This window comes from Amycolatopsis minnesotensis (genome assembly GCF_039529815.1).
In the GTDB taxonomy this organism is placed as follows: Bacteria; Actinomycetota; Actinomycetes; order Mycobacteriales; family Pseudonocardiaceae; genus Amycolatopsis; species Amycolatopsis minnesotensis.
Genome location: NZ_BAAANN010000019.1, coordinates 141,538 through 166,093, shown reverse-complemented (window position 1 = coordinate 166,093; position 24,556 = coordinate 141,538). Strand labels below are relative to the sequence as shown.

At 71.5% G+C, this 24,556-nt stretch carries 28 protein-coding genes and 2 pseudogenes; 14 read left to right on the top strand and 16 right to left on the bottom strand.

The window, feature by feature from the left end:
- Positions 1-27 precede the first annotated feature (27 nt).
- Entirely contained in the window at positions 28-1,671 is a 1,644-nt protein-coding gene (gene ptsP / locus ABD256_RS24180; RefSeq protein WP_344423033.1) for a phosphoenolpyruvate--protein phosphotransferase, read from the top strand.
- Here the strand turns inward: ptsP and ABD256_RS24175 are convergent.
- Together ABD256_RS24175 and ABD256_RS24170 are read right to left on the bottom strand one after the other, a co-directional pair.
- Complete coding sequence (locus tag ABD256_RS24175) at positions 1,668-2,285, bottom strand: DUF1707 SHOCT-like domain-containing protein (protein ID WP_344423030.1); 618 nt, start codon at positions 2,283-2,285, stop codon at positions 1,668-1,670. The genes ptsP and ABD256_RS24175 overlap by 4 nt on opposite strands.
- Positions 2,286-2,287: 2 nt before the next feature.
- On the bottom strand, positions 2,288-2,944 hold the full coding sequence (locus ABD256_RS24170) for a DUF1707 SHOCT-like domain-containing protein (protein WP_344423027.1): 657 nt from the start codon (positions 2,942-2,944) through the stop codon (positions 2,288-2,290).
- Positions 2,945-3,030: 86 nt separating this feature from the next.
- Here ABD256_RS24170 and ABD256_RS24165 point away from each other — a divergent pair, with 86 nt between their 5' ends.
- Positions 3,031-4,050 carry a hypothetical protein gene (locus ABD256_RS24165; RefSeq protein ID WP_344423025.1) on the top strand — a complete coding sequence of 340 codons (1,020 nt, stop codon included), beginning with the start codon at positions 3,031-3,033 and terminating at the stop codon, positions 4,048-4,050.
- 4 nt (positions 4,051-4,054) lie between these two features.
- Here the strand turns inward: ABD256_RS24165 and ABD256_RS24160 are convergent, their stop codons facing one another.
- Genes ABD256_RS24160 through ABD256_RS24150 form a run of 3 tightly spaced genes read right to left on the bottom strand, consistent with a single transcriptional unit; the run spans position 4,055 to position 7,049 of the window.
- Positions 4,055-4,717: a response regulator gene (locus ABD256_RS24160; protein WP_344423022.1), complete on the bottom strand. Its 663-nt coding sequence runs from the start codon at positions 4,715-4,717 to the stop codon at positions 4,055-4,057.
- Positions 4,714-5,841, bottom strand: coding sequence for a MacS family sensor histidine kinase (gene macS, locus ABD256_RS24155; RefSeq protein WP_344423019.1), 1,128 nt, complete (start codon positions 5,839-5,841; stop codon positions 4,714-4,716). The genes ABD256_RS24160 and macS overlap by 4 nt, the downstream gene beginning before the upstream one ends.
- The gene (locus tag ABD256_RS24150) at positions 5,838-7,049 is read right to left on the bottom strand and encodes an AI-2E family transporter (RefSeq protein WP_425546509.1); all 1,212 of its coding nucleotides are present in this window, start codon (positions 7,047-7,049) and stop codon (positions 5,838-5,840) included. Before ABD256_RS24150 ends, macS begins: the two co-directional genes overlap by 4 nt.
- Before the next feature lie 302 nt (positions 7,050-7,351).
- On the opposite strand from ABD256_RS24150, the gene ABD256_RS24145 reads away from it, so the two are divergent.
- Positions 7,352-8,416 carry a hypothetical protein gene (locus tag ABD256_RS24145; protein ID WP_344423016.1) on the top strand — a complete coding sequence of 355 codons (1,065 nt, stop codon included), beginning with the start codon at positions 7,352-7,354 and terminating at the stop codon, positions 8,414-8,416.
- A 218-nt stretch (positions 8,417-8,634) separates the two neighbouring features.
- Entirely contained in the window at positions 8,635-11,724 is a 3,090-nt protein-coding gene (locus ABD256_RS24140; protein WP_344423014.1) for a beta strand repeat-containing protein, read from the top strand.
- 67 nt (positions 11,725-11,791) lie between these two features.
- Here the strand turns inward: ABD256_RS24140 and ABD256_RS24135 are convergent, their stop codons facing one another.
- Positions 11,792-12,568, bottom strand: coding sequence for a dioxygenase family protein (locus ABD256_RS24135; RefSeq protein WP_344423011.1), 777 nt, complete (start codon positions 12,566-12,568; stop codon positions 11,792-11,794).
- 72 nt (positions 12,569-12,640) lie between these two features.
- Positions 12,641-13,000, bottom strand: a complete 360-nt coding sequence (locus ABD256_RS24130; RefSeq protein ID WP_344423008.1) for a MarR family transcriptional regulator — start codon at positions 12,998-13,000, stop codon at positions 12,641-12,643.
- Between the two features lie 39 nt (positions 13,001-13,039).
- Here ABD256_RS24130 and ABD256_RS24125 point away from each other — a divergent pair, with 39 nt between their 5' ends.
- A complete protein-coding gene (locus ABD256_RS24125) occupies positions 13,040-13,498 on the top strand; it encodes a MarR family winged helix-turn-helix transcriptional regulator (RefSeq protein WP_344423005.1) in 459 nt (152 codons plus the stop codon).
- Here ABD256_RS24125 and ABD256_RS24120 read toward each other — a convergent pair.
- Positions 13,488-14,039, bottom strand: coding sequence for a TetR/AcrR family transcriptional regulator (locus tag ABD256_RS24120; protein WP_344423002.1), 552 nt, complete (start codon positions 14,037-14,039; stop codon positions 13,488-13,490). The genes ABD256_RS24125 and ABD256_RS24120 overlap by 11 nt on opposite strands.
- Before the next feature lie 94 nt (positions 14,040-14,133).
- Between ABD256_RS24120 and ABD256_RS24115 the strand changes: the two genes are divergently transcribed.
- Positions 14,134-14,544 carry a nuclear transport factor 2 family protein gene (locus tag ABD256_RS24115; protein ID WP_344423000.1) on the top strand — a complete coding sequence of 137 codons (411 nt, stop codon included), beginning with the start codon at positions 14,134-14,136 and terminating at the stop codon, positions 14,542-14,544.
- A 37-nt stretch (positions 14,545-14,581) separates the two neighbouring features.
- Positions 14,582-15,208, top strand: coding sequence for a hypothetical protein (locus ABD256_RS24110; protein WP_344422998.1), 627 nt, complete (start codon positions 14,582-14,584; stop codon positions 15,206-15,208).
- A 6-nt stretch (positions 15,209-15,214) separates the two neighbouring features.
- Here the strand turns inward: ABD256_RS24110 and ABD256_RS24105 are convergent, their stop codons facing one another.
- Positions 15,215-16,426 (bottom strand): serine hydrolase, encoded by a 1,212-nt coding sequence (locus tag ABD256_RS24105; protein WP_344422995.1) that lies wholly within the window; start codon positions 16,424-16,426, stop codon positions 15,215-15,217.
- Positions 16,427-16,501: 75 nt separating this feature from the next.
- On the opposite strand from ABD256_RS24105, the gene ABD256_RS24100 reads away from it, so the two are divergent.
- The 3 genes from ABD256_RS24100 to ABD256_RS24090 are packed head-to-tail and all read left to right on the top strand — an operon-like array spanning position 16,502 to position 18,497.
- Positions 16,502-17,068, top strand: a complete 567-nt coding sequence (locus ABD256_RS24100) for a helix-turn-helix domain-containing protein (protein ID WP_344422992.1) — start codon at positions 16,502-16,504, stop codon at positions 17,066-17,068.
- Entirely contained in the window at positions 17,065-17,520 is a 456-nt protein-coding gene (locus ABD256_RS24095; RefSeq protein WP_344422989.1) for an SRPBCC family protein, read from the top strand. The genes ABD256_RS24100 and ABD256_RS24095 overlap by 4 nt, the downstream gene beginning before the upstream one ends.
- On the top strand, positions 17,517-18,497 hold the full coding sequence (locus ABD256_RS24090) for a DUF2332 domain-containing protein (protein ID WP_344422986.1): 981 nt from the start codon (positions 17,517-17,519) through the stop codon (positions 18,495-18,497). Before ABD256_RS24095 ends, ABD256_RS24090 begins: the two co-directional genes overlap by 4 nt.
- Before the next feature lie 26 nt (positions 18,498-18,523).
- Here ABD256_RS24090 and ABD256_RS24085 read toward each other — a convergent pair whose 3' ends face one another.
- On the bottom strand, positions 18,524-18,673 hold the full coding sequence (locus ABD256_RS24085; RefSeq protein WP_344422983.1) for a hypothetical protein: 150 nt from the start codon (positions 18,671-18,673) through the stop codon (positions 18,524-18,526).
- Here ABD256_RS24085 and ABD256_RS24080 point away from each other — a divergent pair.
- Positions 18,666-18,776 (top strand): annotated as a pseudogene (locus ABD256_RS24080) (hypothetical protein); the annotation flags it as partial. The gene ABD256_RS24085 and the pseudogene ABD256_RS24080 sit on opposite strands and share 8 nt — an antisense overlap.
- Before the next feature lie 53 nt (positions 18,777-18,829).
- The gene (locus ABD256_RS24075) at positions 18,830-18,964 is read left to right on the top strand and encodes a hypothetical protein (RefSeq protein WP_344423102.1); all 135 of its coding nucleotides are present in this window, start codon (positions 18,830-18,832) and stop codon (positions 18,962-18,964) included.
- A gap of 3 nt (positions 18,965-18,967) precedes the next feature.
- Here the strand turns inward: ABD256_RS24075 and ABD256_RS24070 are convergent, their stop codons facing one another.
- Positions 18,968-19,798, bottom strand: coding sequence for an alpha/beta fold hydrolase (locus ABD256_RS24070; RefSeq protein ID WP_344422980.1), 831 nt, complete (start codon positions 19,796-19,798; stop codon positions 18,968-18,970).
- 75 nt (positions 19,799-19,873) lie between these two features.
- On the opposite strand from ABD256_RS24070, the gene ABD256_RS24065 reads away from it, so the two are divergent.
- The gene (locus ABD256_RS24065) at positions 19,874-20,764 is read left to right on the top strand and encodes an AraC family transcriptional regulator (protein WP_344422977.1); all 891 of its coding nucleotides are present in this window, start codon (positions 19,874-19,876) and stop codon (positions 20,762-20,764) included.
- A 46-nt stretch (positions 20,765-20,810) separates the two neighbouring features.
- Here ABD256_RS24065 and ABD256_RS24060 read toward each other — a convergent pair whose 3' ends face one another.
- The 5 genes and pseudogenes from ABD256_RS24060 to ABD256_RS24040 form a co-directional block, all read right to left on the bottom strand.
- Entirely contained in the window at positions 20,811-21,272 is a 462-nt protein-coding gene (locus ABD256_RS24060; protein ID WP_344423099.1) for a hypothetical protein, read from the bottom strand.
- Positions 21,273-21,310: 38 nt separating this feature from the next.
- Positions 21,311-21,607: pseudogene (locus ABD256_RS24055) on the bottom strand (LLM class flavin-dependent oxidoreductase); the annotation flags it as partial.
- Positions 21,604-22,332, bottom strand: a complete 729-nt coding sequence (locus tag ABD256_RS24050) for a hypothetical protein (RefSeq protein ID WP_344422973.1) — start codon at positions 22,330-22,332, stop codon at positions 21,604-21,606. The pseudogene ABD256_RS24055 and the gene ABD256_RS24050, both read right to left, overlap by 4 nt.
- A 147-nt stretch (positions 22,333-22,479) precedes the next feature.
- On the bottom strand, positions 22,480-23,352 hold the full coding sequence (locus tag ABD256_RS24045; protein ID WP_344422970.1) for an NAD(P)-dependent oxidoreductase: 873 nt from the start codon (positions 23,350-23,352) through the stop codon (positions 22,480-22,482).
- Positions 23,353-23,387: 35 nt separating this feature from the next.
- Positions 23,388-23,954, bottom strand: a complete 567-nt coding sequence (locus tag ABD256_RS24040; protein ID WP_344422967.1) for an NADPH-dependent FMN reductase — start codon at positions 23,952-23,954, stop codon at positions 23,388-23,390.
- 93 nt (positions 23,955-24,047) lie between these two features.
- Between ABD256_RS24040 and ABD256_RS24035 the strand changes: the two genes are divergently transcribed.
- Positions 24,048-24,512, top strand: a complete 465-nt coding sequence (locus ABD256_RS24035; RefSeq protein WP_344422964.1) for a MarR family winged helix-turn-helix transcriptional regulator — start codon at positions 24,048-24,050, stop codon at positions 24,510-24,512.
- The last annotated feature ends 44 nt before the right edge of the window (positions 24,513-24,556 follow it).

Genomic DNA, 24,556 nt, shown 5'->3' with positions numbered 1-24,556 from the left:
CGCCCCAGCACCGGTATGGTCTAGACCATGTCTGAATCGATGACGGGAAGCCTGACCGGCGTCGCGGTCAGTCCCGGCCGCGCCCGCGGCCCGGTGGTCAGGGTGGCCGAGCCCCTCGGCGAGCCCGAGCGCACGCCGGCGCCCGCCGATCCCGCCGCCGAAGCGGCCAGGATCGCGCCCGCGGCCAAGGCCGTCGCCGCCAGGCTCGAAGCACTCGCGGAAACCGCCGACGGCGAAGCCGCCACGATCCTCATCACCACCGCCGCGATGGCGAGCGACCCCGCGCTCACCGAACAGGCGCAGCAGCTCGTCACCGCGGAGCGGATCCCCGCCGCCCGCGCCGTCCACGAGGCCGCCGCCGGGTTCGCCAAGGCACTCGCCGCCGCGGGCGGATACCTCGCCGAGCGCGTTCGCGACGTCGAGGACGTGCGCGACCGGCTCGTCGCCGAACTGCTCGGCATCGCCCCGCCGGGCGTCCCGGAGCTGACCACGCCGAGCGTGCTCGTCGCACGGGACCTCGCCCCCGCCGACACCGCGGGCCTCGACCCGGCCAAGGTGCTCGCACTGGTCACCGAGGAGGGCGGCCCGACCAGCCACACCGCGATCCTGGCCCGCGCACTGCGCATCCCGGCCGTGGTCGCGGTTCGCGGGCTAATCGCGCTCGACGCCGACGCGCTGACCGTCGACGGGGACACCGGCGAAATCGCGCGCGCGGACGCGTCCGAACCGGTCCTCACCGCCGGGACCAGCGGGCCCGTCGAATGGGACGGCACCGGGCGCACCTCCGACGGGCACCGCGTGAAGGTGCTCGGCAACGTCGGATCGGCCGCCGACGCGCACGCCGCCGTCGACGCGGGTGCCGAAGGCGTCGGCCTCTTCCGCACCGAGTTCTGCTACCTCGACGCGCCGGCCGAGCCGTCCGTCGCCGAGCAGCGCGCCGCCTACACGGCGGTGCTCGAACCGTTCCGCGGCAAGCCGGTGATCGTCCGGACGCTCGACGCGGGCGCCGACAAGCCGCTCGCGTTCCTTTCGCCGGAGGACGAGCCGAACCCGGCGCTCGGCGTGCGCGGCCTCCGCGTCGCGTTCGACCGGCCCGAGGTGCTCGACCGGCAGCTCGAAGCGATCGCGGGCGCCGCGGCGGACTCGGGTGCCGAGGTGTCCGTGATGGCGCCGATGGTCGCGACCGCGGCCGAAGCCGCCTGGTTCGCCGGGCGCGTCCGCGCCGCCGGGATCGCCCGTGCCGGCGTGATGATCGAAATCCCCGCCGCCGCGCTGTCCGCGGCCGAGATCCTCGCCGAGGTCGACTTCGTCTCGGTCGGCACCAACGACCTCGCCCAGTACACCTTCGCCGCCGATCGCCAGCTCGGCGCCGTCGCCACCCTCAACGACCCGTGGCAGCCCGCGCTGCTGCGGCTGCTCGGCCTGATCGGCGACGCGGCGAAGGCGACCGGCAAGCCCGCCGGCGTGTGCGGGGAGGCGGCGGCCGATCCCCTGCTCGCCCGCGTGCTCACCGGGCTCGGGCTGACCAGCCTGTCGATGAACGCGGCCGCGGTACGCGCGGTCGGCGCGAGCCTCGCCGAGGTCACCGTCGAGCAGTGCCGTGCCGCCGCGACGGCCGCGCTCGCCGCCGGAGACGGCGCGAGCGCGCGGAAAGCGGCGCGTGGCGCTTAGCGGGGATCCCACCTGACCTGCGGCGGCCACCGAACCTGCAGCCTGCCCGCCCGGTAGTACCGGGGCTTGCGGATCTCCAGCGATCCCATCCGGAGGGTCCCGGCGAGCACGAACCGCACGCCGTCGGGCCGCCCCGCGCCGCCGGAGTGGTCCTCGACGCTGCCCGCGATCGCGTGGACGTCGGTCGTGGACACCGACGCGGTCGACGGCACGAGCAGTTCCACCGAGCCGCCGCTGACGTCGAGGTCGATGCGGACGGAGCGGGACGAGAAGCGCGCTTCGGTGAAGTCCAGCTCGGTGGACCCCATCTTGCTGCGGATCGCGATCTCCTTCGGCACCAGCCAGTCGCCGCGCCGCGTCGTCTGCGACAGGGTGGCCTTCAGTTCGAGCCGGTCCGCCGCCGGTGCCGAGTCCGGCTGGTGGACGAGGCCGGGGAGGTCGGCGAGCACCACGTTCAGCTCGCCCCTGGTACGCGCGGCGAGCGCGACGTCGGTGCGGTCGGCCAGTTCGTCGAGGGTGAGCAGGCCGAGCCCGACGGCCTTCTGCAGCAGCGAAGCGACGTGCTCTCGTTCGGCGTCGGACACCCGGAGGTGCCGCGGATCGGGTTGGGTCATCGTCAGCCGAAGAGCCCGCGCTTCGGATGCCGGATCGTCAGCGAGCCGCCGTGCACTCTGCCGGACACCACGTAGCGGGGCGTGCCCGCGTGCCCGTTCGTGTTGGTCCGGTCGTTCAGCGCGCCCCACTTGACCTCGGTGACCGAGTTGACGTCGATCGCGGCCTGCTCGGGGATGATCAGCTCCACCGAACCCCACTTGGTGGACAGCTCGATGTTCACCACCGGCGACGCGACGGCGGCCTCGGTGAAGTCGAGCGTGGTGTTGCCGTACTTGTTGTACACGCTGAGGTTCCCCGGCACCGACCAGCGCCCCCTGCGGACCAGGTTCGATCCGTGCGCCTTCAGTTCGAGCCGCTCACCGGCGAAGTTCGCGGTGGCGGGCGGCGTGCCGGGCACCACGGTGTCCTTGGTGGCGTCGCGGTGGACGAGGCCGGGGAGGTCGGCGAGCACCACGTTCAGCTCGCCCCTGGTGCGCGCGGCGAGCGCGACGTCGGTGCGCTCGGTGAACTCGTCGAGGTCGATGAGCCCGCGCCCGATCGCCTTCTGCAGCACCGCGACGACGTGTTCGCGCTCCGCGTCCGACACCCGGAGGTCGCGCGGGTTGAGCGGTTTCGTGGAGACCCCCGCTGCTGCCATCTCTGCCTGGTCCTCACCCATGGTGTCGATGGTAGGCGCGGAAAATCCGGGGCGGATCCGGGGAAAACCCTGACCGCTGGTGGTCTACTTGGCCGGGGGTGATGCCCGTGTCCCGGTTCCCCGTCCTCCTGCTGGCCTGGTTGCTGGTGTCCTCGTGCGCGTCCGTCCCGCCGCCTTCGGGCGAACCGGTGCCGGGGCCGCTGCGCGCCGAGCCCGGTGCCGCCGGAATCCGCCTGGTGCTGCCGGCTTCGCCGCCGGTGGTGGTCGAAAACGGCGGGACGCACCCGGTGCCGGGGATTCCGGGCGGCGACCGCGTGACCTCGGTGATGCGCGTCGGCACCACCCCCGTGGTGCTTTCGGCGCGCCGCTGCGGCCCGTCGTGCGTCGAACCGGCGGAGGTCTACGCCGGGTCCCGGCCGCTCGGCAGGGCGCACAGCGCCGGGCCGTCCGCCGACGGCGCCGCGCTCTGGATGATCCGCGACGGCGGCACGCCCTGCTTGCTGCAACGGGTCCCGCTCGACGGCGGGCCGCCAGGCGAGGCCCAGCCCGCTAGCTGTCAGACCGCGGTGCGGGGCGAGGACCGCAACGGCCTGCTGATCACGGTCGACGCCGGGCGGCCGGAGGCGCTCGACGTGCTGGTCGACCCCGGCACCGGCCGCACCGTGCGGCAGTTCCCCCGGATCGCCGCGGTGGCGGGGCGGTACCTGCTCGCGCTCGGCCTGGTCGACTTCACCGCGCACGAGCTCGACACCGGCCGCACCCGCACGGTGCCGAGGCCGGTGCCGAACGGCAGGCCGGGCGAGGTCGTGCCGAGCCGGGACGGCCGCCTGCTCGCGGTGCCGTTCGAGGACCTGGAATGGCACGCGGGCAGCACGCGCTCGCTCGACCTGTGGGTGCTCGACCTCGACGGCGGCGACCGGTGGACGCGCGCGCCGTCGATGCCGGTCGCCACCGATTTCACCGCCGACGCCCTCGACTGGACGGCAGCGGGCGACCTGGTGCTCACGGGTACTTTCGCGGGCGAAACGTCGCTCGCGGCGGCTTGGCGGCCGGGGACCTCCCAGTGGCACGTGATCGCGACGGACCTGCCCCCGCGGGCGGACCGCTCGGTGGTCGCGCTGCCGTGAGGCGCTACTCCCGGTCGAGCCCGTGCTCGATCGCGTAGCGCGCCAGTTCCACGCGGTTGTGCAGCTGGAGCTTCCGCAGCGTCGACTGCACGTGGTTTTCCACCGTGCGGTGCGAGATGACCAGCTTCTCCGCGATCTGCCGCGCCGTCATCCCCTTCGCGACGTGCCGCAGCACGTCCGTCTCGCGCTCGGTGAGCCGCGGCGGCGGATCCCCGCCGACGGCGGGCGCGTCCGCCATCCGCCGGTACTCGCCCAGCACCAGCCCGGCGAGCCCGGCGGTGAACACCGGGTCGCCCGCCGCGGTGCGCCGGACCGCGTCCACCAGCTCCGGCGCCGACGCCGACTTCAGCAGGTAACCCGAGGCGCCCGCCTTCACGGCTTCGAGCACGTCCGAATGCTCGCCGCTGGCGGACAGCACCAGCACCCTCGCCGACGGCACCGCCGCCGAGATCTGCCTCGTCGCCTCGACCCCCGAGCTTTCGCCGAGGTTGAGGTCCATCAGCACGACGTCGGGCGCGACCGTTTTCGCGATCCGCACCGCCGAATCGGCGTCCGGCGCGCTCGCCCGCACCTCGAAACCGTGTTCGGCGAGGTCACGGGCCACCCCGTCCCGCCACATCGGGTGGTCGTCGACCACCATCACGGAGATCACGCGTTGCTCGGTCATCTGCCTCCCCTCCCTCGCGGCATCCGAACCTCCCATTCGGTGCCCCGGCCGGGCGCGGTGTCGAGCACCGCGGTGCCACCGAGGTCGCGCACCCGGCCCTTGATGGACTTCGCCACTCCTAGATGTCCTTGCGCCTCCGCCCGTGCCAGCCTGCCATCGGGAATCCCCCTGCCGTCGTCCCGGACGGTCACCACGATCTCGTGGCCGAGGTCCTCCAGCAAGACCCACGCCCTGGTGTCCGGCCCCGCGTGCCTGTCGACGTTCGCCAGCGCTTCCCGCGTGACCGCGACCAGTTCGGCGGTGGTCTCCGCGGGCAGGTCGACGGTGCCCGCCGGGGCGGCGACCTGGACCTTCGGCGTCTGCAGGAGCTGCAGCGCGGCGCGGAGATCGGCGAGCCCGCCGGAGCTGGTGCCGACCGGTTCGGTGCTGACGAGCGAGCGCAGCGCGACCTCCTGCTCCCCGGCGAGCGTCGCCAGCTCGGCCGCCTCCCCGCCCAGTTCGGCGCCGCGGCGGCGCACCCTGGCCAGCACCTGCAGCACGCTGTCGTGGATCGACCTGGCGAGCCGCTCGCGCTCGGCCGTCGCCGCTTCGGTGCGCAGCGCCCGCTCCAGCGCGGCCGACGAACCGCGGGCGACGGTCGCCGCCATGCCGATCAGGAAACCGCTCGCCATCAGCAGCACGCCGTCGCGCACCACGTCGAGGTTGAAGGTGAGCCTGGCGGCCCCGGTGGCGAAGGCGAGCGCCAGCCCGGCGAGCACCCCGCCGGTGGCACCGAACCTGGCGCCAGCCGCCAGCGGTGGCACGGCGGCCCACACGGTGGTGATCAGCGGATGCGACGCGGCGTACTGCGCGTCGGACAGGATCAGCGGCGAGGTGAGCACCAGCCCGCAGGTCAGCACCACGTCGGTCACCACGAACCACGGCCACCGCAGCGGTTCGGCCACGTAGACCACGGTCGTCGCGGCCGTCCACGCCAGCATCGCGCCGAGCACCGTCCACGCGAGCCACGTGCGCGCGAAGCCGTCGTGGTGCGCGATGACCACCGCCGCCGCGAACAGCGCGGTGACCGCCCGCAGCGCGACCGTCGCGAGCCACAGCGGCGCCGCCGGGTCGTGCCGTCTCACGGCGAGTCGTTTTCCTTGCCGCCCTTACCCTTCGCCTTGTCGTCCTCGTCCTCGTCCGCGTTCGGCCGCGCGGCCTGGTCGTGCAGAACGTCCACTTCGGACGGATCGGGGTCGACCTCGTGCAGCAGCGACCGGATGCCCGCGTTGAGCACGGCCAGCAGCGGCACCGCGAGCAGCGCGCCCGCGATCCCGGCGGCGACCAGTCCCGCGGTGATCGCGAGCACGACGGCGAGCGGGTGCAGCTTGACCGCGCGCCCGAGCAGCAACGGCTGCAGCACATGGCTTTCGAGCTGCATCACCGCGATCACGATGGCGAGCACGATCAGCGCGGTGATGAAGTTGTTCGTGACGAGCGCGACGAGCACCGCGACGCCGCCGGTGATCACGGCGCCGATGATCGGGATGAACGCGCCGAGGAACACCAGCGTGGCGAGCGGGATCACCAGCGGCACGCCGACGATGGCGAGCCCGATGCCGATGCCGACGGCGTCCACCACCGCCACGATCGCGGTCGCCCGGACGTAGCTGACCAGCGAGGCGAACCCGCGCCTGCCCGCGACGTCCACCCTCGGCCGCACGTGCGCCGGCATGCCGCGCATCAGGAACGTCCAGATCCCGTCGCCGCCGCTGAGGAAGAAGATCAGCACGAACAGCGTCAGCACGAAACCGGTGAGCAGCTCGCCGACCGTGCTGGCGGTGGTGAGCGCGCTGTCGGTGAGCGCGGCCTGGTTGTCCTGCAGGAAGCTGATCGCCTTGTCGACGAAGCCCTGGAACTGGTCCTGGCCGAGCTGGATCGGCCCGTTGATGAGCCATTCCTTGATCTGCAGGAGGCTCTGGTTGAGCTGGCGCTGCAGTTCGGGGAGGCCGTCGGTGAACTGCACGATGACGAACGTCAGCAGGCCGCCGAGCACCGCGAGCCCACCGATCAGCACGATCGCCGCCGCGAGCCCCTTCGGCACCTTCACCCTCACGAGCTGCGCCACGGCGGGAGCGAGCAGCGCCGCGAGCAGCAACGCGATCGACACCGGGATGACGACCACCGACAGGTAGCCGACGAGCCACACCACCACGTACAGCGCGGCGATCACGACGAGGAACCGCCACGACAGCGCGGCGCCGACGCGCAGCCCCCTCGGCACCAGGCTCGCCGCGTCGGCACCCTCGTCGCGGAACGGGTTGGGGTCGGTCCTGCCCTCGGCGTCGCTCACCGGCCCACAGTATCGGTCCGGGCCCGCCGGGACGCGCTCGATCGCCGCCGCGGCACCCGGATCACACCGAATGCACGCCGACTCGCGAGTATCCGAGGATGGCCAGCCCCGATTACCCAAAGTCAGTTCCGGCCGCACGATGTGTTCTTCACTCGATCGTGCAGTCAAGTCGCGTCGAAGTCGCGCGAACCTTCCTCAATTTGATTATCTCGTGGAGCGACACCGGAACAGAAACGCGAAATCCGGTTCACCAGGCGCAAATCCAGTTACGGCGAAACGCGGGCAAGGAGCCAAGGAGCACTGTGGAGCAGTCGGCACCGAGTGGACAGCGGGGCACAGCACGTGCCGGTCGCTGGTTCTCGCGTGCGCTGCTCGTGGTCGGTGGCGCGCTCGCCGGAACCGCCGCCGCGTGGGTCCTGTCGACCACCATCGCGGGCGCCACCACCGAGACCTCCGCCGCGCACGTCGCCACGTCCGAGTCCGAGCGCGGCGACTCCGACCTCACCCCGATCACCAACGCCGCGGTGCACGGTGTCAACCACGTCACCGGCGGCGTCTCCGAGTTCGTCGGCGACGCCACCGGCGCGGCCGTGCGCGGCTGGCAGGAAGTCACCGGCGCGGCCCCGTCGCCGCGGCCGATGGACCCCGGTTTCGACCGCGGCCACCTCAAGCACCGCCAGCACCGCGTGATCGGCGCCGGGCAGATCGACGAGACGGCCGCCGACCAGGTCGCCGGTGCGGTGCAGGACTTCGCGGACAACGCGGTGGTCCGCCCGGTCGGCGAAACGCTCGGCGCCGTCGAGCACATCGTGTGGAAGCCGCAGGACGCGCCGCAGGTGATCGGCCGCGCGCTGACGCCGCCGCCGGGATCGTTCGACCTCGGCAACGAGATCGGCAAGTTCCTCGACCCGAAGAAGAAGGGCCTCCTGCCGGAGCTGCCCTCGATCCTGCCGGACAAGGAAAACCGCGAGAACCCGGCAGCCGAACCGGCGCCGCTCCCCGCGCTTCCGCCGGTCGCCGCTCCGGTGCTCGACCCGGCGGCCGCGCTGGCAGGTCCCTTCCTGACTTCCCCCGCGACGAACTCGAAGGCGGCGCTCTCGGACACCGCGCACGACGCGAAGTCCAATCGTCAGCACCGCGACGAGTCTCCGTCCCCCTTCTCGCCCGGCCAGTCCCCGCTGGTCCCGCTGAGCTTCCCGGCCACTCCCGGCGGTTCCACCGTCGGCGGCCACTTCGACGGTCCGCTGCTCGGCATCCCCGCCGCGGCCGCGACCGTGTACGACTACATCGAGCCGAGCACGCTGCTCGCCGGTGTGCGGCACCTGCCGTTCGAGCCGGGCGCGCAGCCCGGTGTCACTCCTGACTGATTTCCCGCGCGGGGCAGCCGACGCGCCCTGAATCGCCGCCTTTTCCGTGCGGCAGCGCGTTGCCTTCCATTCCCCCGCAATTTCCCGCGGCGCACTTCGACGTGCCCGCCCCCCTCGGGTGCCATTTCGGCACCCACCTCTCCCTCGTCGTGCGCGAATTCGCAGGCAAGGGACCCACAAGCCCGCAAGGGAACCCAAGGAAAAAGGAGATCCAACACATGCAGACCTGGGCGAAGCGCGGATTCCAGACCGCGTTGGTCACGGGTGGTTTGCTGATGCTGGGCACTGGCATCGCTTCCGCCGACGAGGGCGGAAACCCCGACACCCCCGCAGGCCCGCTCGACCTGAACGTCAACATCCCCGTTGACATCCAGGAGAACGCGCTGGGCACCCCGCTCGGGCAGCTCGACCTGCCCGGCTACAAGGGCGAGATCAGCACCAAGCCGATCACCAAACCCATCAAGGACGCTCTCGCGCCGCTGACGAAGGCCGCCAAGCCGGTCACCGACGCCGCGAAGCCCGCCACCGACCTCGCCGCCAAGGCGACCGGTGCCGCGACCAAGGCCGCCGACACCGCGGTCAAGGCCGGTCAGGCGATGAGCAAGGGCGACGTCGCGCAGGGCGTCGGCGAGATCACCGACCCGGACTTCACCCTCACCGACGACGCCTTCAAGGGCAACAAGGTCTCCGGTGACGTGACGGTCCCGGTGCAGATCGCCGGGAACGCGATCGCCGCGCTCGGCGACGCGGAGGTCGACGCGTCCGAGGCGACGCAGACCTACGAGCACAACCAGGACGTCGCCACCGACGGGGCGCACTCCGGCCTCGCGGGCAACGCGGTCGCGCTGGACTGGGCGCTGCCCGTCCAGATCGCGGGCAACGCCATCGGCGGCGCGGGCGGCAGCGCGCGCACCAAGGGCTCGGCGAGCCAGAGCGTCGTCGAGACCGGTGACACCAGCACCGACGGCACCGGCTCCGGCACCTCGGGCAACGTCGTCGCCCCGCAGTTCGCGACCCCGATCCAGATCACCGGGAACGCGGTCTCCGGGCTGCTGGCGAACGCGTACAGCGAGTTCGACGCCGACACCAACGCCGAAGCGGGCGGCTCGCTCAAGAGCAAGGGCAACGGCGGGTCCGTCACCGGCAACGTGGTCGGCGCCCCGATCGCACTGCCGGTCAAGGTCAACGGCAACGGCGTTGCCGCGTGGGGCTCCGACGCGGACGCCAAGTCCAACTCGGTCGCCGACGCGACCGCGGGCGGCAAGACCGCCGGGCTGAACGGTATCCCGAGCTACATCCAGACGAACGGCGACAAGTCGTTCCTGGCGGGCAACATCGTGCAGCCGCAGGGCGCGCTGCTCGCCAACGTCACCGCCAACGCCGCCTCGTGGATCGGCAACGCCGCCACCGGCAACGCGCTGGGCGACTACGCCAGCGCCGGGTCGACGTCGAGCACCGTCAACGCGGGTGGCTTCTCCAGCACCACCGGTGACAAGTCCGCCGGATCGGGCAACATCGTCGACGCGCCGGTCGCGCTGCCGGTCGAGGCCTGCGGCATCGGCGGCACCTACATCGGCAACGCCCACGCCGCGTGCGACAACACCACCGACGCGGTCGCCGGTGACGGCACCTACACCACGGGCAACGGCTCGTTCCTCGCCGGGAACGGCGTCTCCGCCCAGCCCGCCCTCACCCCCGAGGTGCTCGGGGTCGGCGCGTCGCACATCGGCAACGCCTCCGGCACCACCACGGAGGAGAAGAACGTCAAGGCCGGCGGCTACAACGGCACGCAGGGCAACGACGGCACCGGTGCGGGCAACCTCGTCCAGGTCCCGCTCGCCGTGCCCGCCGAGGTCCTCGGCATCGGCGGCTCCTACATCGGCCAGGGCCACGGCACCGCGACCGAGACGAAGGTCGTCAAGGCCGGTGGCGGCGGCAACACCCAGGACGACAACGGCTTCCTGGACTCGAACCTGGCCGCCGCGCCGGTTTCGCTGCCGGTGCAGGTCTTCGGCATCGGCGCGTCGCACATCGGGCGCGGCAACGGTGAAGCCACCACGGACACCACCTCCACCGCGGGCGGCGACGTCAAGGCCACCGGTGACAAGGCGGGCGCCTCGGGCAACATCGTCTTCGCGCCGATCTCGCTCCCGGTCCAGCCGCACGGCATCGGCGGTTCGTTCATCGGCACCGCCTCCGGCGCCAGCGAGAACCTGACCGATTCCCTCGCGGGCGGCGACGCCAAGGCCACCGGCAAGGACGCCGCCCTCGGCGGGAACATCGTCCAGGCCCCGGTCGCCGGTGCCGCCACCGTGTTCGGCCTCGCCCCCGGGCTCGCCGCGCTGGTTTCCGGCGAGAGCACGAACGACGTCGTGTCCACCGCGGGCGGCGACAGCAAGACCGCCGGTGACGGCGGTGCCGTGTCCGGTGACGTGGTCAGCGCCGACGCGCTGCCCATCGTGCAGGTCTTCGGCGACGGCGTCGCCGCGGCCGCCAAGGCCACCGGGCTCGGCTCGAACACCACCGAGGCGCACGCGGGTGGCGACATCACCACCTCCGGTGTCGAAGGCGGTGGCTCCGGTGACATCATCGACGTCCCGGTCGCCGCGGTTCCGCAGGTGTTCGGCGACGCGATCGCGGCGGCAGGCGTCGCGGACGCGGTCGGCAACAACACCACCAGCGGCACCGCCGGTGGCGAGACCACGACCGACGGCGAGTTCAACAGCCTCGCCGGCTTCGACGGCCAGCTGCCGCTCGGCGCGCTGGTGCAGGTGTACGACGTTCCGCTGGCACTGCTCGCCCACGCGGCGGCCGCGGCCACGAACGACACCGACATCGACAACGACCCGACGATCGAGCTGCCGATCGACGGCGACGAGCTGCCGATCGACATGCTGCCCTCGCTGCCGCAGCCGGAGCTGCCCACCATCCCGAGCATCGGTGGCAAGTCGCTGACCGGTGGCGGTGCCGCGCTTCCGGCGCTGCCCGCGCTGGACTCGCTCCCCTCGCTGCCCGGCATGGGCCAGCGGGCCGACGTGCCGCACACGCTGCCCGCCGACCTGCCGGTCACGGTGCCCGCGCTGGACTCGCTGACCAAGCTGCCGGTTTCGCTGCCGAAGCTGCCGGTCACGCTGCCGACGCTGACGGGCGTGTCCAACCCGATGCACACCCTGCCCGCCCTCAACGGCGTGCACCTCACCCCGGAGACCGTGCAGGCCCCCGTCACGGCCGAGATGCCCTCCGGCCCGATGAGCCTGGTCCAGAAGTTCCTGGCCGCGTTCTCCGGCAAGAAGTTCCACACCATGTGATCCAGTGACGCACGACGAACGGGCCCCGGGAGCAGCCAGCTCCCGGGGCCCGTTCCCGTTTTCCGTCTCAGGCGATGCGCAGGGATCGTTTCGCCAGGCCGAACCAGTAGCCGTCGATCACGGTTTCCGGTGTGGCGCTGGGACTTCCGGCGCCGAGCGAGACGAACAGCGGCGCGAAGTGCTCGATCCGCGGGTGCGCGAGCGCCGCGGCGGGCGCCTTGTGCCGGAAGTCGAGCAGCGCGTCGAGATCGCCGTTGCCGAGCACTTCCCCGCCCCAGGCGTCGAATTCCGACGACCACGCGGGCGGGGCGCCGTCGCTGCCGGTCACCACGCGCATCGCGGCCAGGTTGTGCGTGAAGAACCCGCTGCCGATGATCAGCACGCCTTCGTCGCGCAACGGCGCGAGCCGCTGACCGAGTTCGTACAGGTCGCGGGGATCCAGTGACGGCATGGAGATCTGGAGCACCGGCACGTCGGCGTCGGGGAACATCTCCACCAGCGGCACGTAAGCGCCGTGGTCGAGCCCGCGCTCCGGCGCTTCGTGTACCGGGGTTCGCTTGCCGCGCACCAGTTTCCGGACCTTCTCGGCGAGTTCCGGCGCGCCCGGCGCCGGGTAGGTCACCTGGTAGTAGCGCTCGGGGAAACCCCAGAAGTCGTAGACCAGCGGCACGGTCGTGGTGGCGCCGATCGTGAGCGGTGCTTCTTCCCAGTGCGCCGACACGACCAGGATCGCGGCCGGCTTCGCCAGCCCCGCGGACAGCTCGGCGAGCTGGCGGGTCCAGGTGGCGTCGTCGGCCAGTGGCGGTGCGCCGTGGCTCAGGTAGAGCACGGGAGCGGCCGTCATCCCCACCTCCAAGGTTGAAAGTTCAACTATGATCCACTCTACGCCCGGCTCCGGCGAAATATTCCGTCCGCGTCAGCGAAGGGCTTCGAGCGTGTTCGCCATCCGTTCGAGCACGGTCAGGGTCGTGGCGAGTTCCTCGTCCGAGATGCCCTCGGTGATCTTGGCGCGCTGGGCGAACACCTTCTCGTGCAGCGCGGCATGGGCGCGCTCGCCGTCTCCGGTGAGCTGGAGCGGCTCTTCGGCGGTGACCCAGCCCCGGTTCACGAGGTCGCCGACCAGGGGCGCGAGCGGTTCGTCGTCCGGCCGCGTGAACGGCGCGAGCGCGGTTTCGAGGCCCGCTCGGGTGTGCGCGCCGTTCGCGATCGTGTGGAATAGCTGCCAGTGGCGCCGGGTGGTGGTCATGAAGGTCTCCAGGTGAATGTACATAGACATGTACATGTAAATTAGCATTCTTTTGGTGAAGGAGAAGCGATGGCGGACCCGGTGGTCGAGGTCGAGCGCGCGATGATCGCGATCCGGCGGAGCCTCGGGCGCAGGTCGCTGTCCAAGCTGTCGCGCGAGCGCACCGGCGACACCGTGGACCAGGCGGTGCTCGGCGTGCTGGACGCGGTCGAGGAGTGCGACCAGCGCGGTGCCGCGTGCACGGTGACCTCGGTCGGGCACGCGCTGACCCTCGACCAGCCGCGCGCGAGCCGGATCGTCGCGCGTGCCGTCGAGGACGGGTTCCTGCGCCGCGAAGCCGATCAGCGCGACGGCCGCAAGGCGGCGTTGGTGCTGACCGATGCGGGCCGGGTCCAGCTCGACCGCATGCACCGGTTCCGCCGCGCGGTGTTCGCCGAGGTGATGGGCGACTGGCCCGAGGCGGACAGGGCCGCCTTCGGCAGGCTGCTCGGCAAGTTCGCGACCCGCTACGGCGAACTCAGTTCCTGACGTTCGCCAGCGCGCGCAGGCTCGGCCGCAGCAGTTCGACGATGCGCTCCGGCGACGCGGTGCGCAGGGACTCGAGGCCGAGCAAGTGCTTTCCGACCGTCACGCCGAGCAGGGTGGTCAGCATCAGCGCCGCGCGGAGTTCGGCTTCGTCGTCGTCGATCGCCGTGCTCGCCTGCTGGATCTGCGTGCTCAGCGAATCGCGGACGTGGGCCGCGGCCTCGGGATGGGTGAGCATCGACCGCATCGCCGCATCGGACCCGCCGGGCCCCTCGGCGAGCTTGACCCCGAGCACGTCGAGCACCAGTTCCGTGAGCCGCTCGGGATCGCAGGTCGCGGGCTCTTCGCTCGGTGCGGTCACCGCGAGCCGGAAGAGATTCCCCTTGTTCCCGAAGAACTGCATGATCAGCGCGGGGTCGACCGCGGCGGCCGCGGCGACCGCCCTGATCGTGGTGGCCTGGTAGCCGCGCTCGGCGAACAGCGCCCGCGCCGCGGCCAGGATCTTCTCTTCGCTTCGCCTGCGTCGTTCCGCGCGCTCGTTCACGGCCGTCGACTCTACAACCGTTGACCCAGCGGATCCGTTCGCTCTACGCTCGTTGAGCAAGTCACTCCACGTTTGTTGAGTCGAAGGAGAAGGCATGACCGAGGTACGCACGGCGCGCGAGATCTTCGAGGACTTCCAGCGGGCCGTGCTCAGCGGCGAGCACGGCCTGCTCTCCGGGGAGGGCTGCGCGGAGGACGTGGTGGTCGAATGGCCGTTCGCCAGACCGGGCAGCCCGAAGCGGATCGTCGGCAGGGGCGCGTTCGAGGAGTTCGCCCGCGCGGGCGCCGCGGCGCTGCCCGTGCGGTTCGACGAGTTCCGTGACGTGGTCGTGCACGAGACCGCCGACGGCACGATCGTCGTCGAGTACGAGATGGTGGCCACGTCGCTGGTCACCGGTGTGCAACACGCGGCGCCGTTCGTGATGATTTTGAAAACCGAGAACGGCAAGATCGTGCTGTGCCGCGAGTACCAGAACCCGCTGGCGCTGGACGCCGTCCGCGCCTGACCCGGCGGCCCGACTTCGAGCACGGAAGGCGACGCCGATGACGCACCCGCAGCAGCCGGGCAACTGGGGCGGCTACCCCGGTCAACCACAGGGCTACCCGCAGGGGCCCGGCTATCCGGGGCACGGCTATCCGCGGGGCGGGCCGCCGAAGAAGAGCAGGACCGGGTTGTGGGCCGGGCTCGCGGCGGGCGTCGTGGTACTGGTCGTCCTCGCGATCACCGGGTTCGTCGCGCCGGGGTTCTTCCTCGGCAAGGACTCCGGCACCGGGCAGGCGGGGCCGGAGACCCCGCCGCCCGCGCCGCCGTCGGAGTCCACTTCGGACACTCCGACCACCGCCCCGTCCCGTCCGTCCAGCGGGGCCTCCGCCGAATCGCTGGAGAAGGCCGTCGCGCTGACCCGGCAGTTCGTGGACAAGCTGAACGCCAACGACACCAAGGGCGCCGGCGCGATGAAGTGCCCCGACTCGGGCACCATCCTGGAGGGCCTGATCGTGCTGTCCATCGAACCGCCGACCAGCCTCACCGTCGGGTCCGCCACCAGCGGTGCCAGGCGGATCCAGGTCCAGGTTTCCGGGACCACGATGGGGAAGCAGACCAGCGGCACCGTCACCGTGCAGGACAGCCCCGGCGCCCCCCAGTGCATCCGCATGCTCACCATCCGCTGATCGCGGTCACCGGCTCAGCAGGTCGAACGCGCCCCGGATGGCGGAGAAGCCCTTGAGCGCCACGGGCATCGTGTCGAGGTCCTCGTCGGGGTCGGACACCATCAGGCTCACCACCAGCGCCCGGTCATCGGCGGTGCGGGCAAGGTAGTTCAGCGAAAGGACGCCGGGTTCGTTGCCGCCCTTGTACCAGGTGGTGGCGAACCGGGCGGGGTCCAGCGCGAGCCCGTCGTCGTTGATGGACAGGGCGTGACCGATCTCCGGCATGCCCACCCGGTACAGCCCCGCGTAGGCGCGGCAGACGTCGCTCGGCGAGGCGAACCATTCGATCGCGTCGATGTGCCTGGGGCGCGGCCAAAGCGACCGGTTCTCGGGCAGCGGTGCGCGTTCCAGCTCTTCCAGCGCGGCCGTTCGCGCCGCCTCCGGCAGGGCGAGGTACCGCTCGGCCGGTGCCGCGTCCGCGGTGAGCTTGAGCTGGAACAGTGCCTTGGTGGTCAGGAACGGGATGCTCGCCGCCGGTCGCTGGTTGCCGGACAGCGTGAGCTGGCGGTGCACCGCGTCCCGGCCGAGCCGGTGGATCAGGTGATCGGTCGCGGTGTTGTCGCTCGTCGAGATCATGTGGTCGGCGAACTCCGCGAGGGTGAGCGCGCGATCCGGCAACTCGCCCGAGGACACGCTCTTCCAGTCTTCGCGGATCGCCAGCCGTTCGCCCCACGCCGCCGTGCCGTCGGCGACGGCCTGCGCGAGCGCGCCCAGCACGTACAGCTTGCACGCCGAGCCGATCGGCCGTTGCGTGTCGGCGTCGATGCCGTGCACGCCCCGGAACCTTCCGTCCTCGACCTCGCCCGCGGCGAACGACACGCGCTTGCCCAGCGGGGACAGCTGATCGTCGACCTCGGACCACGACGACGGCGGGGTCTCTTCGGGGACGAGGCCGAGATCGTCCACGAGGCCCGTCTCGTCCACCCGGACCGTCAGCACGTAGCTGGCGCCGTCGCCGCGCACGACGGCCCGGCTCCGGCCCGGCTCCGAGTCGATGAGCCTGGTCGTCGTCACCCGGCCGACTCCGGCCAGCGCCGCGTTCACCCCCGACGGCCCGCCGCTCGCGTCCAGCAGCGCCGATGCCAGGTGCCCGCGGATCTCGGTCTCCGGCAGCGGCCCGCGCGCCGACGCGGCCACGATCCAGGCCAGCTGCTCGTCCGCGGCCGGTCTTCCGGTCATGATTCCCCCAAGAGATACCTTTTCCATTTTTGGGAACATTACTGAAGATGGAATCAAAATGCTAGGGTGCCCGGCATGACCTCGGCCGATCTGCTCCTGCACCCGGTTCGCCTGCGGGTCGTGCGAGCCTTCCTCGGCGACCGGGCGCTGACCACGAGCGCGCTGCGCGAGGAACTCGCCGACGTGCCGCCCACCACGCTGTACCGCCACGTCGCCAAGCTCGTCGACGCCGGGGTGCTCGCGGTCGTCGCGGAGCGCCGGGTGCGCGGCGCGGTGGAGCGCACCTACGTCCTGCGGGTCAGCGCCGCCGACATCGGGCTCGACGAGTTCGCCGCGATGAGCGCCGACGAGCACCGCCAGGCATTCATGGCCTACGTCGCCGGGCTGCTCGGCGAGTTCGACCGCTATCTCGCCCGCGACGGGTTCGACGTCGTGCGCGACGAGGTTGGCTACGGCCTGGCCGGGATGTGGCTCGACGACGCCGAAGCCGCCGAACTCCGCCGTGAGCTGACCCGCGTGCTCCAGCCCCGGCTGGCCAATCCGCCCGCGCCGGGCCGCACGCGTCGCGTGCTCGCGACCGTCGTGCTGCCCGGTGAAAAAGTCGTGGACTCCGGCGGCGAAGGTGGTTCGATCGCAGGATGACCGACAACACCGAAACGCCGGCCGTCGTCACCGCGCGGCGCGAGATCGCCGCTGCCGCCGAGCGGATCTTCGAGCTGATCGCCGACCCGGCGCGGCAGCCGGGGTGGGACGGCAACGACAACCTCGCCGCGGCGGACGCGGGGCAGCGCGTCCACGGCACCGGTGAGGTGTTCACGATGCGGCTCACCGGGGACAAGGTGCGCGACAACCACGTCGTGGAGTTCGAGGAGGGCCGCCGCATCGCCTGGCTCCCTTCGGAGCCGGGTGCCGAGCCGCCGGGGCATCTCTGGCGGTGGGAGCTGGAGCCCGTCGGCGGGGCGCGCACGGTGGTCACGCACACCTACGACTGGTCCGGTCTGACCGACGAGAACCGTTTCGCGCGCGCTCGTGCCACCACCGCGGACAAGCTCCGGGCGTCCCTCGACAAGCTCGCCGAACTCGCCGAGTCGTGACGGGCCGCGGTGCTCGCGCGACGGCTGCCGAGTACCGGGCGTTCGGGGTGCGCGAAGCACGGGGGCAGTCCGCGACCTACGAGCGGCTCGCGCTCGCCGTCGCCGAGGACGCCCGGCTGCTCGACCTGCTCGACGGGGTGCCGGAACCCCGTCGGCAGCCCAACCTGCTCTTCGCCGCGACCCGGTACCTGAACGGCCCGGTCGGCGAGCCCGCCGCCTTCCGCGACTGGGCGGTGCGGAACTGGACCGAGGTCGCGGCCACGATGACCGCGCGCCGCACCCAGACCAACGAGGCCGCCCGCTGCGGCGTCCTGCTGCCGGTGCTGGCCCGGCTTCCGCAACCCTTGGCGTTGCTGGAGGTCGGGGCGTCGGCGGGGTTGTGCCTGTATCCCGACGCCTACCAGTACCGCTACGCCGGGCATTCCCGCGTCTTCGGCCCGGTGGACAGTCCCGTCCGGCTGCGGTGCGAGGTGACGGGGCCGATTCCGTTGCCGTCGCGGATGCCCGAGGTGGTGTGGCGCGCCGGACTCGACCTCAACCCGCTCGACGTCACCCGCGACGACGACCTGCGCTGGCTGGAAGCCCTGATCTGGCCGGAGCACGGGCACCGGCGGCAACGGCTGCGCGCCGCCGCCGGAATCGTCCGCGCCGACCCGCCCCACCTGGTCCGCGGCGATCTGCTCGCGGATCTGCCCCGCCTGGCCGCGCGGGCGCCGCGCGAGGCGACCTTGGTGGTCTTCCACAGTTCCGTGCTGTACCAGGTGCCCGCCCCGACGCGGCTCGCCTTCACCGAGCTCGTCCGCGGCCTGCCGGGGCACTGGATTTCCAACGAGGGCGCCGAGGTCTTTCCGGAGATCTTTCCGGAGATCACCGTGCCCGTGCCCGCCGACGGCCCGCAGCTCTCCGTCCTGGCGCTCGACGGCAGGCCGCTCGCCCTCGCCGCGCCCCACGGGCAGCGGCTCGAATGGCTGTCGTAGATTCGCGGTCGTGCGGGCTGTGGTGATCACGTCCGAGGGGCGGTTCCGGCTGGAGCGGCGGCCGGGGTCACCACCCCGATGTTCCGGCCGCGTTCGGCGGGCGGTGAGACCGACGCGGCGTAGGCCACCGCGGTCTGCAGCCCCGCGAACGCCAGCCAGGTGGTCGTCATGATCATGCCCGCCCGCACGCTCGACCTCGTCGGCGATCGCCTCCGCAAGCTCGCCGCACACGGGCTCGTCGTCCAGCGCACCGCACCATCGGGCCGCCGCCAGGAATACGTGCTCACCGACGCGGGCCGCGATCTCTTCCCGGTCGTCGTCACCCTGCGGCAGTGGGGACCCTGGTCGACGAGCACGGCACCCCGGTGCCGGAAATCGCGCCGATCAGCGCCGGCGGCGCCCGCCTCGACGCCGGCACCACCCACGCGCGGAAGGCCGCTCCCAGATCCCTCCACAATGGACACTGATCGTCACCGGCCCCGGTGGTTCGCGGTGAAAGCCAGTAGTGGCGCGGCTGTTCCCGGCGGGTCCTCGATGAGGGGCGAGTGCCCGGTAGCGGGCAGCATCGCGATCGTGGCGCCGGGGACGGCGCGGTAGTCGTTCGCCGAGGACGGACGCCACCTGCTGTCTTCCTCGCCGAAGAGCGCCAGCAGCGGTTTTCCGAGCGGTGCCAGCCGGTCCGGGAGCGACCGCTCGTCCAGGTACGCGCGGATCGCCTGCGATGTCGCGGCGAAGACGCCGAAGTCGACGTCGCGGAACTGGTCCACGAACGCCTGCGGGATCTCGTAGCCAGGGCGGAATCCGTTGCTGATGGCCTGGCGGACCTGGTCGTCGGTCAGCTCCGCCCACGACGCCACCCGGATGCCGGGCTCCTTCGCGACGTAGGCGGCCATGTCGGGTCCGGTGTTGACGAGCACGACCGCGGTCACGAGGCCGGGTCGTTGTTCGGTGAGCGAGGTCGCGACCACCCCACCACTGGAATGCCCCACGACGACGGCGTGCTCCACGCCGAGCCGGTCGAGTGCCTCGCCTGCCCGGCGAGCCTGGTCCGGGACCGCGTAGCTCGCGCCGTCCGGCCTGGCCGACCGGCCGCAGCCGAGCAGGTCGATCCGGAGGACGCGATGGGATCCGGTCAGCAGCGGAAGGATCGGCTCCCACGAGCGGGCGGAGACGCCGGTCCCGTGGATGAGCAGGAGCGCGGGTGCTTCGCGGGGGCCGTCCTGGTGGACGCGGATCTCGCCGTCGTCCAGTCGCAGGGTCGTTTCCTGGGTGGCGCTGGACTTGCCGTGATGAACAGTCATGCCCGCACTGTCGTCGCCGGGTGGGCGCCGTGGCTTGGACGAAAATTCCCGGGCGGGCGTGCGTAGCATGGCCGTGTGTGGACCGGTGCGTCCGAACGCGACGATGGGCTGTTGTGGGACATCACGTGCCCCGGGCGGCCCGGCCGCCTGCCCGGCGTCACCATGGCCGGGTTCGGTGACCGCGGCAGCACCCCGCCCGGTCTCCGGCTGATCCCCCACCCCGCGGTGACCCTGCTGCTGGTGTTCGGCGGCACGATCGCGGTGGAAGACGCCACCGGGCGGCAGCGGCAGGGCAGCTTCGTCACCGGCCTCGGGTTCGGCGACATCCTCCGCACGCGGAGGATGGAGGCGTTCGAGTGCCTCCAGGTGCGCCTGTCGCCGGTGGCCGCCCACGCGGTGCTGGGTGGTGTGGTGGCCGAAATCGGCGCCGTGGTGACCCTCGACGACCTGTGGGGCCGCGAGTCGGCCCGGCTCAGTGAACGGCTCGGCGCCCTTTCCTCCTGGGAGGACCGCTTCGCGTTGACCGAGGCGTGGCTCGCCCGCCGCTGTGCGGCGGCCAGGAGGGTCGACCCGGAGGTGGCCGTGGCCTGGCACCGGATCGTCGCCCGCGGTGGCAGGGGCCGGATCGGCCACCTCGCGGCCGAAGTCGGCTGGAGCGGCAAACGCCTGTGGTCCCGGTTCGGCGCGCAGCTCGGCCTGCCGCCCAAGCGCGCCGCGAAGCTGGTCCGCTTCGACCACGCCGTCCACCGGCTGGCCGCGGGCCGGAACGCGGCCGGGGTGGCGGCCGACGGCGGCTACACCGACCAGTCCCATCTGCACCGGGACGTCATGGAGTTCACTTCGCTGACCCCCGCGACCGTGGTCGACGAGCCGTTCCTCGCCGTCGACGACATCGCGTGGGGCTGGCCGGGACCGCTGAACCGTCGTGGGACCGGGCGGGTCCGCGCTGGGGATTCGGGCTGCTGATGGCGATCTCGGCCGTCATCGGCGCACCGACCGCGCGAGGCCGGGATCAGGTGAGGAGGTCGGCGAACTGGGCCATTTCGGCAGGCGGGTCGAGCACCGGCTGGATGAGGAGTTCGTCGACACCGGCCCGGCCCAGGGTGGCGATGCGGGTGCGGAGGTCGTCGCGGGCGCCGACCAGTGCGAGGGTGTGTATCAGCGAGGGCAGGACGAGGTCGCGGTCCTGCGGTGCGATGCGGTCGAGGTAGCCGGGGTAGAGCTTGGTGTACCGGTCCGGTGCGGTGGCGGTGTCGGCGGTGTCGGCGGCGGTGTCGGCGGCGGAGGCCAGCAGCGACAGGACGAGGTGGCCGGTCGCGTCGCGGGCCGTGTCGCCGCGGGGATCCTCGTCCTCGCCGAGTACGTGGAGCGCGGTGACCAGGTAGGAATCCGCGGAAGGTGTGTTTTGGGCGGCGTGGCGGCGGGCGTCGTGCAGCGCGTGCCAGGCGGCGGGGTCCAGCAGGCCGAAGGACATGAGGCCGGTGCCGCGACGGCGGCTGCCTTCGGGCCGAGCGCGGCCACGACGAACTCGATCGGATCGGTGGTGTTCACGTGCGCCCCGGTGTGCAGGAACCGGATTTCGCGGACCCGGTCGCCTTCGCGGTACTGCGCCGGGCGCCCGGCGCACAGGTCCTGCAGCGCGGCGGTGAACTCCTCGAGCGCGGCCGCCGTGGCAGGCGGCATGCCCAGGGTGCGGCAGGCGGTGTTCCCGGTGCCGACCCCGCAGAGGATCCGGCCCGGCGCCAATGCGTTGAGGCTGGCGAACCCGCTCGCCGCGGCCGGGGCCGAGCGCAGCGCCGGTGAGGTCACCCCGGCACCGAGCCTCGGTTGCTGGGTTCTTCGCGTTGGACGACGGTCCGGGTGGCGCCGCTGTCGAGCATGGCGCGGATCCGATGTTGGCCGTTGGTGATCAGCTGTTCGCCTTCGGTGTCCGTGGCGAGGTAGATCGGTGCCTCGAACGGGCTCTCCAGGGCTTCCAGCTCCCAGCCGGTGATGCCTTCGCGGTGGGCAGCGGCGAGTACCGCGCCCATGACCTCGTCCGGGTCCGGGTGCTGATGGGCCGCCAAGAGTCGGGCGGCGGTCCGGTTGACCGTTTTCCAGGATCCGGCGTGGTACCAGCAGCAGTCCCTGGTGGCTGAGGCCCGGCCGGGTAGTAGTCGGCGCCACCAGGGCGGCGTGGTGGCCATGCAGCCGGTCCGGAACGGGCGAGGCTGGAGTCGCCAGGACACCGTCTCGACTCGGAACGGCGGATCCAGGTATTCCGGCTCAGTGCGCTGCCGGGGCTGCTGCTCGCCGCGGCCGACGTCGACCGGCTCGCCGACCAGGGCTTCCAGCTGCTCGGCGGTGATGCCGCGCATGTCGTAGTCGGTCAGCTCGTAGTCCGGGCCGGTCTCGAACAGCACGAGCGCGGGACCCATGGCGCGGTCGCCGTGCAGCAGCATGTGCTCCACCCACAACGGCGGTTCGCCCTCGTCCGGGAAGTGGGTTCGCCAGGTTTCACCTGCAAAATGCTCAGCCCCATTGCTGAGGGACATGCCTTCGCCGATGATCGGATCACCGCAGCTCAGGGCTCCGTGGAGGTCTTGCGTTCCCAGCAAGTGGTAGTCGAGCGGAGTGGGGCAATTCCGCCCCACTCCCCTGCCGGTCGCTGATCATTTCTCCCGGAACTCCGTGTGTCCCTGTCAGAGCCCGCCGCCGGACCGTCGCCGGGTGACCTCGGCGATGCTCGCCCAGTCGAGATCTGCACCGATCTGCTCGACCGCCGTGGCGAACACGTCGTGCAGGATCGGTCCAGTGGGCAGGTTGACGCCGAGCTCACCGGCAACGCTCAGCGCGAGATTCAAGTCCTTCAACCCCAGCCTGGTGGTGAATCCCGGCGGCGTGTAGGTGCCCGTGGCGATGGTGTCGCCGTAACCCCCGTACACCGCGCCCGGGAAGACGGAATCGTTGATCATCTCGACGAACGGCCCGGCGTCCAGACCTGTGTGTTGCAGGAGGGTGATCGATTCCGACAGTGCCTGCAACGCGTGGATGATCAGGTAGTTGACTGAGATCTTCGCTGTCGGCGCGGCGTCCACGGCGTCGCCGAAGTCCCACACCCGACGGCCGAGCGCGGTGAGGATCGGTGTCGCTGCGGCGCGGACGGCCGCATCGCCGGAGACCAGCACGGCCAGCTTCCCCGCCACCACGGCCTCGGGCCTGCCGACCACCGGCGCACTGAGGTAACCCCAGTCGTAACCGGCGAACTCGCGGGCTGCGGCCGGACTGATCGTCGCGTGGTTGATGTGCACGAAGCCCGCTGGCGCAGAGCGGATACGTTCGGCGGTGAAGACCTGCCGCACCGCATCTTCGTTGCTCAGCATCGAGAAGACCGTCCCAGTGGCGATCGCGTCCTCGGGCCGGTCGCTGACCGTCGCGCCCCGCGCCAGCAGGTCGTTCGCCTTGCTGGCGGTCCGGCTCCACACAGTGACCTCGTAGCCGGCGTCGAGCAGCCGGCCCGCCATAGCGCTGCCCATTCTGCCGAGCCCGACGAAACCCACGTGGCGAGTTGTCATGATCGGTTCTCCGTTCTCCGCAAGGACTGCGGTTGTCAGCTTTTGGTGAGCGCTTCTGTCATCTCTGCGTCGATCTTGCGCAGCAGGTCCCGGTTCGGCTGAAGCGTGGAATAGAGGTCGCGCAGCTGCCCGTCCTCGTCCACGTCCTGCTCGGTGATGACGGCTTCGACGTGTGTGTCGAGCAGCCGCATGTGCAGTCCGTGCAGGACGCTGATGAACTGTTCGGCGGCTTTGCCGCCGCCTCGGGTGCCGTAGGTGAGCAGGCTCGCGGGCCGTTCGTGCCATTCCCGATAGAGGTAGTCCACTGCGTTCTTCAGCACCGCCGGATAGCCCCAGTTGTATTGCGGGAACACGAACACGAATCCGTGATAGCTCTGCACGAGCTGACTCCAGGCGCGGGTGTGGTCATGCTCGTACCGCTGCAGTGCGGCCTTGCGGGGTTCGTCCAGGAACGGCAGCCCGACCTCGGCAAGATCGAGCAGGTCATAGTCGAGGTCACTGTCCTCTCGCAGGCTGTCGCGCACCCAGGTGGCGATACCGCCGCAGATGCGGGTGGGGCGGGTGCTGCCTATGACGACAGCGACGCGTTTCTTGTCCGGCATGGCAGGGTTCCCCCTTGGTTTGTTGCACATACTGTTGGTGTCACGAACTAAAATAGTTGGTGTCACGAACTCAGTCAAGATAGCCTGATCACTGTGACCGCTTCCTCGCCCCGAGCTGCTCAGACGCCGGACCTGAACTTGATCGATGGGCTTATGCAGCTGTCGTTCATCGTGCAGGCGATCTTGGGACGCCTCGCTGGAGAACAAGGGCTGTCGGTGACCCAGTTGCGGATGCTCGCCGTGCTGGACGATCGTCAGATCGGTATGCGGCAGCTGGCGGGCATCCTGGAACTTGAGAAGTCCAGCGTCACCGGCCTGGTCGACCGCGCCGAGCGACGTGGCCTGGTGCAACGGATCGCGGTCCCCGGTAATCGGCGTGCCGTTCATGTCACCGTTACCGACGCCGGCCGAGCCGTCGTGCACCTGGTGCGCGAGGCGGTCCGAGCCGAGCTGGGTCAACTTGCCGGAACGCTGAGCGACAGTCGGCAGGACACCCTTCGTCGCTCGATGGAAACGTTGATCCAGTACTACGTGACCCAGCGCGCCATTCCGCTATGACCTCGGGCCGCGCTCGGAGAGAGAGTGACTGTGGGAATTCCAGT

What these genes read in the sequence shown, in the direction of transcription:
- ABD256_RS24125 (WP_344423005.1), top strand. Translation starts at nt 13,040, where the DNA reads ATGGCGGACCCGGTGGTCGAGGTCGAGCGCGCGATGATCGCGATCCGG.
- ABD256_RS24175 (WP_344423030.1), bottom strand. Translation starts at nt 2,285, where the DNA reads ATGACCCAACCCGATCCGCGGCACCTCCGGGTGTCCGACGCCGAACGA.
- ABD256_RS24135 (WP_344423011.1), bottom strand. Translation starts at nt 12,568, where the DNA reads ATGACGGCCGCTCCCGTGCTCTACCTGAGCCACGGCGCACCGCCACTG.
- ABD256_RS24105 (WP_344422995.1), bottom strand. Translation starts at nt 16,426, where the DNA reads ATGACCGGAAGACCGGCCGCGGACGAGCAGCTGGCCTGGATCGTGGCC.
- ptsP (WP_344423033.1), top strand. Translation starts at nt 28, where the DNA reads ATGTCTGAATCGATGACGGGAAGCCTGACCGGCGTCGCGGTCAGTCCC.
- ABD256_RS24140 (WP_344423014.1), top strand. Translation starts at nt 8,635, where the DNA reads ATGCAGACCTGGGCGAAGCGCGGATTCCAGACCGCGTTGGTCACGGGT.
- ABD256_RS24060 (WP_344423099.1), bottom strand. Translation starts at nt 21,272, where the DNA reads ATGTCCTTCGGCCTGCTGGACCCCGCCGCCTGGCACGCGCTGCACGAC.
- ABD256_RS24040 (WP_344422967.1), bottom strand. Translation starts at nt 23,954, where the DNA reads ATGCCGGACAAGAAACGCGTCGCTGTCGTCATAGGCAGCACCCGCCCC.
- ABD256_RS24085 (WP_344422983.1), bottom strand. Translation starts at nt 18,673, where the DNA reads ATGATCATGACGACCACCTGGCTGGCGTTCGCGGGGCTGCAGACCGCG.
- ABD256_RS24115 (WP_344423000.1), top strand. Translation starts at nt 14,134, where the DNA reads ATGACCGAGGTACGCACGGCGCGCGAGATCTTCGAGGACTTCCAGCGG.
- ABD256_RS24170 (WP_344423027.1), bottom strand. Translation starts at nt 2,944, where the DNA reads ATGGGTGAGGACCAGGCAGAGATGGCAGCAGCGGGGGTCTCCACGAAA.
- ABD256_RS24100 (WP_344422992.1), top strand. Translation starts at nt 16,502, where the DNA reads ATGACCTCGGCCGATCTGCTCCTGCACCCGGTTCGCCTGCGGGTCGTG.
- ABD256_RS24160 (WP_344423022.1), bottom strand. Translation starts at nt 4,717, where the DNA reads ATGACCGAGCAACGCGTGATCTCCGTGATGGTGGTCGACGACCACCCG.
- ABD256_RS24070 (WP_344422980.1), bottom strand. Translation starts at nt 19,798, where the DNA reads ATGACTGTTCATCACGGCAAGTCCAGCGCCACCCAGGAAACGACCCTG.
- ABD256_RS24045 (WP_344422970.1), bottom strand. Translation starts at nt 23,352, where the DNA reads ATGACAACTCGCCACGTGGGTTTCGTCGGGCTCGGCAGAATGGGCAGC.
- ABD256_RS24095 (WP_344422989.1), top strand. Translation starts at nt 17,065, where the DNA reads ATGACCGACAACACCGAAACGCCGGCCGTCGTCACCGCGCGGCGCGAG.
- ABD256_RS24130 (WP_344423008.1), bottom strand. Translation starts at nt 13,000, where the DNA reads ATGTCTATGTACATTCACCTGGAGACCTTCATGACCACCACCCGGCGC.
- ABD256_RS24050 (WP_344422973.1), bottom strand. Translation starts at nt 22,332, where the DNA reads ATGTCCCTCAGCAATGGGGCTGAGCATTTTGCAGGTGAAACCTGGCGA.
- ABD256_RS24110 (WP_344422998.1), top strand. Translation starts at nt 14,582, where the DNA reads ATGACGCACCCGCAGCAGCCGGGCAACTGGGGCGGCTACCCCGGTCAA.